The organism is Candidatus Aquicultor sp., assembly GCF_054640775.1.
On record NZ_JBTSLF010000144.1, the window covers coordinates 1 to 6,558 of the forward strand.

Sequence of the window (6,558 nt, forward strand, 5' to 3'; positions counted from 1 at the left end):
GGTCCCAACACCACCTGGCCCAATCCTTTCCTACCCCGGTCCACTTACCGGTGCAAACAAATGTCTCGCTTAATGAGGTCAATCCGTCGGCAAGCGCGCCCATTAAGGTGACCGGCTTAAAGGTAGAGCCGGGCGGGTACGACATCAACGCCCTGTTGTTAAGCGGGTAGTTGTTTTTCTTATCGATAAGCTCCGCCCAATTCTTCTTGGAGATGCCGCCGATGAAAAGCTCCGGATTATATGTCGGATAGCTGGCTATCGCGACGATTTCGCCGTTTCGTGGGTCCATAACCACCGCCGCTCCGGCATCCGCCCGTGCACCCTGATCGGCTTTACCGGTCCGGTGCGCCCGGTCGATGGCATCCTTTAGCGCCTGCTCGGTTATTTTTTGAATGTTGAGATCGATGGTGAGCATAAGGTTATGTCCCGGAATCGGGTCCTGGCTTTTTATAACGCTGAGTGGCCTACCCGAGGCATTCACCTCGACCTGCTGGCTCCCCTTCTGCCCCCTGAGAAGCCCTTCAAAAGTGCTCTCAACACCGGATTGGCCGACGATATCGCCCGGAGAAAAGTCACCTGTATTCTTAAGTTTTACGACCTGGGTGTCGGAGATCTCACCCATATACCCAAATACGTGAGCCCCGAGATTGCCAAACGGGTAGCCGCGGATGGATTCGGTGATGACGTCCACTCCAGGAAGTTCCATCTTGTGTTCCTCAATATAGGCAAGCGTCTTGTCATCGACATCGCGCATGATGACTCTCGGTTTGAGCGGGTCGGACCGTTTCTCCGCAAGCCTCTCCTTGATATCGCCAACCGACATCTTCAGGATCTTTGAGAGTTTGCCAGTGATCTCGGGATGTTTATCTGCAACCGGCGGCGATAACGAGACCCCGATACTCGGGCGGTTGTTGACGAGCACCTTACCGTTGCGATCGTAGATAAGCCCGCGCGGCGCCTCGATCGGGATGACCCGGATATAGTTGCCCTCGGCAAGCTCCATATACTTCTGCCCGCCCATGACCTGCAGGAACCAGAGCCTACTCAACAAGACTACGAAGATACCTATCGCGATAAACGTCAGCACGATCAGTCGCGGTCTAACATCTTCAGGCTTTATATTCTTATCTAATGTCGAATCGACTAGTTTCATAACATTTCTCTGTTGTTAGCGATTAGCGATTAAAAACCCACTCTCGACCCACACCAATCGCTAGTCGCCAGTCGCTACTCTCACTCATACTTCCTGGCTACATTGATTGAGGGTGTTTCTTGTTTAAACACGAGGAATCGGCGGACGATCAGGTAGATAAGCGGGGTAAGAAGCGCATTGTAGATCGCCGTCGGAAGAATCACCTGAAGCATCAGCACCTTTATCGGTGTGATTTCGCCCAGCAGGAACATAAACCCCACATAGACGAATTCGTTGAGCCACGTTGCGATGAAAATCGCAAGCATCGGCAGCAGGATGCTTTCGACGAAGATCGTCCTCTGTACCAGTCCCGCGAAAAACCCCACGATCGATTTACTTACCAGGCCGAGCCCCACGTGCATGCCGCCGGCAAGATCACCCAGGAATCCCCCGAAAAAGCCTGCAATCGCACCTACCTGCGCCCCATAGGTAAAACCGTAGAGCGCCGTCACTATGAGGATGATATCCGGTTTGGTCCCACCGAGAGCGATATGCGGGACCAGCACCGCCTGCAAGATAAACGCACCGAGCACGACCAGGCAGGATTGCAGTACCGGCCACATCAGTTGCCCTCCGTGATCGAAACTCCGGGGTCATATTGCAGGATAAGGACTTCTTCTATGTGCGCAAAATCGATAGGCGGCTCGACTTCAACGATTTTATACAGGCTGTAGACCGACTGGCGCACTTTGGCGACCGTTCCAACGTAGAGGTCCCTTGGGAAAATCCCTCCAAGCCCCGAGGTGACGATAATATCGCCGTTTTTAATATCCGAATCCCTGGAGATGTATTGCAACACCAGCCGCTTGTCTTTGAGCTGGCCTTTGATGACACCCACCTCGCCCGTTCGCTGCACCTGCACCGAGACACCGCTCTGCGCATCGTTTAAGAGAACGACTTTCGCAACGTGCGACGATGCATCTGAGACCTGACCGACAAGCCCGCCGCCCGCAATAACCGGCATATTATGCTTGGCCCCCGCCGATAGACCCTGGTCGACGATGACTGAAGACCACCAATTGTTCTCGGGCATACCGATAACGTTGGCGGCGATGGTGCCGTATGCTTGCTTTTGCTTAAAATCGATGAGTTTTCGTAAGCGGTCGTTTTCGGCTTCGAGGCCGTGGCGCGCGAACAATTCGCTTTTAAGCGCCGATACTTCTTTTTGAAGCTCCTTGTTTTCGCGTTTAAGCTCACCAAAGTGCGCAAGATAATCCCAACCGTCCCTCACAGGAGTGAGCGCTGTAGTCACGGCCGCTTGCAACGGGGCTGTTGCCGCCAGTACCAGGCGTTGAGCCCGGTGGATGGGGCCATCCTGACCTTCACGAAAGTGAATGGTAAGCAGAACCATACTTATAAAAATAAGCCCGAAGAGAATCAGGTAATTGCGTTTACCGAAAAACTCCGGCATAAAAACTCCTTATAAATAACTGTCAGCTCTCAGCTTGCAGCTATCAGCTTTGGGCGCATATGCTTCAGATCCCTGCTGATGGCCGGCAGCCGACAGCTGACAGCTGGTCGTTATCGTGATGATGTACCGATGAGCACTTTTCTGAGCGTCTGTATCTCGCTGAGGGCTATACCGCTTCCCATGGCCACACAGCTCAAGGGGTCGTCTGTCACATGGACCGGCATTCCCGTCTCCTGTCGTATCCTCTCGTCGAGGCCTTTTAGAAGCGAGCCGCCGCCCGTCATGACAATCCCTCTATCCATAATATCACTTGATAGTTCCGGCGGGGTCTTCTCAAGCGTTCCTTTTATCGCAAGAACTATCGCCGAAAGCGGTTCTTCGATCGCCGCACGTATCTCCTCAGATGAGAGGATGACGTTTTTAGGCAGCCCGGTTAAGAGGTCGCGCCCTCTGACCTCGGCGTCCTCTTCATCGCCCATTGGATAGCCGCTTCCGATCTCGATCTTTATCTCCTCGGCGGTGCGCTCGCCTATCATGATATTGTATTCCTTTTTGACGTGGTTCATTATCGCCTCGTCGAACTCGTCGCCGCCGATTCGAATCGACTGGCAGGTGACGATACCGCCGAGCGATATAACCGCGACTTCGGTGGTTCCCCCACCGATATCGACAACCATGTTGCCTGTGGGCTCCTGAATGGGCAGGCCCGCGCCGATAGCTGCCGCCATGGGCTCTTCTATCAGGTAGACCTCGCGTGCGCCCGCATGAAGCGTGGCCTCAAACACGGCGCGCCGCTCCACCTCGGTTACCCCGGATGGGACGCAGATTACGACCCTCGGCCTCACGAGTTGCTTGCGATTGTGTATCTTTTGTATAAAATGCCGCAGCATCGCCTCGGTCACATCGAAATCGGCGATAACGCCATCCTTCAGCGGCCTGATGGCGACGATGCTCCCCGGCGTGCGGCCGATCATTCGCTTGGCGTCTACCCCTACAGCTAATATCTTGCCCGATGTCTTATCATAGGCAACAACCGAAGGCTCAACCAGCACGATGCCCCTTCCCTTAACGTGGACGAGAGTATTGGCGGTACCCAAATCAATCGCCATATCCCGACTTAGCGGCATCGCTAAAAAATCAAACATTGGTGCTCCTTTCGGCTACATTAAGCTATATTCCTTAAGGCTGACGAAACGGCCGTCCCCTAGAATAATATGGTCTAACAGATCGATCCCCAGGATACCGCCCGCCTCAGAAAGGCGCTTGGTGACCCTGATATCCTCGGCGCTCGGCGTCGGGTCCCCGCTGGGATGGTTATGCACGACGATAACCGCAGCGCCGTTGTGCCTGATTACCGTTTTATACAGCTCTCTCGGGTGCACGACCGATGAACTCAGGCTCCCGATGGACACGTCGATAACCTTTAACACCTGGTGCTTTATATTCAGCACCAGGGCTTTGAAATGCTCACGGTCGAGGTCGCGCATATCGGACATGAGAAGTCGTGCGACGTCCTCGGGGGAACTGATGGTAAACCGCTCGGCCGGCGACGCCGCTCCGAGACGCCGCCCCAGCTCGAGCGTCGCCAGGATTTTTGTGGCTTTTGCCTTCCCTATCCCATCGATATCGCAGAGTTCCTCAACGGTTGACCGCCCCAGAGAACCGAGCGATTGGAAGTGCGATAACAACTTCTCGCTAACTTGAACCGTAGTCTTATTTTTTGTACCAGTACCCAACACTATAGCCAGTAATTCAGCATTTGACAAACTGCCTGCACCAAACTGGATAAGCCGTTCCCGTGGCCTCAATTCAGGCGGCAATTGCTTGATGGTCAGATGTCCGTTCCTCTCGGTCAATGCCCCTCCCGCATCGAAGAGAATCAATTTACGCAATATAATTCTATCGGATACAGCTATATATGTCACCAACCGTTAAATAGAAGCCAGAGGAATTGCGAAGGGTTTTAGGCTGATTTCTCCAGGCTGGTGAAGTGCCAGGGGATACCGCGGCGGTGGGTGTAGAGGTAGTAGCGCTCGATGCTTTCTTTGACTATATGAAGGTAGGAGCCGTAGCGTATGGTTTTATAGTTTTGGGCCATCGCGCATACATAACCGAAGTCGGAGAGCAGATAGAGGTTTCTGACTGCATCCTCCGGGCTGAAATACACCTTATTTGTCCCGTTTACCTGCGCTTGGATATTGGTTGCGGCAATTTGTCCCTGGTCGATGGCGAGCGTGGCCACCTTTGGGACAAACGTTTTGCTGTTGAACCACGTCGCATCGCCTGCGACATAGATATCTGGGTATGCCATGGAGGTCAAGTCGGCGTTAACCGGTATAAACCCATCGGGCCCCGAAGACCCGAACCTTCTAAGAAGAGGTGGGGCCTCAAGTTTACCGACTGCGCATATCAAATCCGACGGCACCTCGGTGCCTCCCTCTAAGAAGGCCGTACCGGGCCGCGCTGCGATCAATCTCTTCCCAAGGTATAAGTTGATGCCGCGCTGCTCAAAGTTCGCAGTGAGCTTGATGCAGGCCTCTCTTCCAAGGTGGATGAGGAGCATGTGCTTTTCGTCTGCAAGATTAAGGGTGAAATTATCGCGTACCCCTTTTGTTCTAAGATAGATATCTATCCATCCCAGGAACTCGGCGCCGGGGCCGGGGCGCTCCCCTTCTATCGCAAAGGTAATCGATCCGCCCTCCATCGCGTCGATATCATCGGTGAGTTTTAGTGCGTCTTCTATATCGCACGGGAAAAGAACATTCTTGCTGCCCCGGATATGGCTTCTCTTCGACCTCCAGCCTGCGGCGATAACCAGGTAATCGTAGCGAAGCGTGTCCCCGCCATTTAGTATAACCTGCTTCTGGTCGGGCTCGATTGCCGCTGCATCATTTCGGACAATTTTTATCCTCTTTGGGCTTAAGACCGGCTCTATCTCGATAGATATCTCCTCAAGCGTCCTTCGCCGTGGCGGCAACCAGATAAGACTCGGCGTATAGACCATCTTCTCGCCACTGCTGACCACCGAGATATTCATATCGGATGAGGCAAGCGCTCTCAATAATAGCGCCGCCTCCATGCCGGCAAAACCACATCCGATAACTACGACATCCTTTGTCCGACCGCTCACGACCCGACCCCCTTTTCTCTCAACAAGTTCGCGGGCATTGTTAGATATATTCCCGTTTTGAGAAAAACAAGCACGGGTTATTTTCCCTGCTAAATTGGTAAATACACAGTAGACGGCAGTGCAAATAAAGGAGGGTTTCCGATGCGACCGCACGGTCACTTTACGGGTGGAGATATTTCGAGGCTTAGAGAATTGCAGCATAAACCCGAGAGAATCAAGAAGGAAGAGGTCAAAAAGCTCATCGACGAGGGTGAGAACCCCGTCATCCTTGATGTTCGGGACCCGGAGGACTACGAGCACAGCACCACCAAGATAAAAGATTCGGTGCGGATACCGGCCGCCCACGTCCGTTCAGCGATCAATCAGCTGCCAAAAGACAGGCCCATCATCACCTACTGAAGATGACCCCACGAGGAGACAAGCGCCTGGGTGGCGCTTATGTTACGCAGCCACGGCTTCACGAAGGTCTGGCCCCTTAAAGGAGGAGACGCCGAATGGGAAGCGGCGGGCTACCCCATCGAGCCGAAAGACTGATTTTAGATTAGCGGCCACCATCAACGGGTATATTAAAATCGGCACTGGATTGCTTACAAGGCAGACAGGCGCACGAGATTTAGTGCATGACTCTGGAGGTACCTTACGTTGGCAGAAGCATATTACGACCTCGCCATCATCGGTGGCGGCCCCGGGGGATACGCGGCGGCACTGCGGGCAGCCGAACTCGGCCTTAAGGTGGCCGTTATAGAAAAAGACAAGGTGGGCGGGACATGCCTGCACCGTGGGTGCATCCCGACGACCAGTCTGCTGCAGTGCGCGCAGGTGCTT

General features: G+C 53.8%; 8 protein-coding genes. 2 read left to right on the top strand and 6 right to left on the bottom strand.

Annotation, left to right across the window (positions count from 1 at the left end):
• The 6 genes from ACYC56_RS11030 to ACYC56_RS11055 form a co-directional block, all read right to left on the bottom strand.
• On the bottom strand, nt 1–1,153 hold a 1,153-nt coding region (locus ACYC56_RS11030; RefSeq protein ID WP_461374231.1), incomplete at its 3' end, for a penicillin-binding transpeptidase domain-containing protein.
• Between the two features lie 80 nt (nt 1,154–1,233).
• Nucleotides 1,234–1,755, bottom strand: a complete 522-nt coding sequence (gene mreD, locus ACYC56_RS11035) for a rod shape-determining protein MreD (RefSeq protein WP_461374232.1) — start codon at nt 1,753–1,755, stop codon at nt 1,234–1,236.
• Entirely contained in the window at nt 1,755–2,603 is an 849-nt protein-coding gene (gene mreC, locus ACYC56_RS11040; RefSeq protein ID WP_461374233.1) for a rod shape-determining protein MreC, read from the bottom strand. The genes mreD and mreC overlap by 1 nt, the downstream gene beginning before the upstream one ends.
• Before the next feature lie 110 nt (nt 2,604–2,713).
• Entirely contained in the window at nt 2,714–3,748 is a 1,035-nt protein-coding gene (locus tag ACYC56_RS11045) for a rod shape-determining protein (RefSeq protein WP_461374234.1), read from the bottom strand.
• Nucleotides 3,749–3,763: 15 nt separating this feature from the next.
• Nucleotides 3,764–4,495 carry a RadC family protein gene (gene radC, locus ACYC56_RS11050; RefSeq protein ID WP_461374235.1) on the bottom strand — a complete coding sequence of 244 codons (732 nt, stop codon included), beginning with the start codon at nt 4,493–4,495 and terminating at the stop codon, nt 3,764–3,766.
• Between the two features lie 71 nt (nt 4,496–4,566).
• Nucleotides 4,567–5,733 (bottom strand): NAD(P)/FAD-dependent oxidoreductase, encoded by a 1,167-nt coding sequence (locus tag ACYC56_RS11055; protein WP_461374236.1) that lies wholly within the window; start codon nt 5,731–5,733, stop codon nt 4,567–4,569.
• 141 nt (nt 5,734–5,874) lie between these two features.
• Between ACYC56_RS11055 and ACYC56_RS11060 the strand changes: the two genes are divergently transcribed.
• Together ACYC56_RS11060 and ACYC56_RS11065 are read left to right on the top strand one after the other, a co-directional pair.
• The gene (locus ACYC56_RS11060) at nt 5,875–6,132 is read left to right on the top strand and encodes a rhodanese-like domain-containing protein (protein WP_461374237.1); all 258 of its coding nucleotides are present in this window, start codon (nt 5,875–5,877) and stop codon (nt 6,130–6,132) included.
• 243 nt (nt 6,133–6,375) lie between these two features.
• On the top strand, nt 6,376–6,558 hold a 183-nt coding region (locus ACYC56_RS11065; protein ID WP_461374238.1), incomplete at its 3' end, for an FAD-dependent oxidoreductase.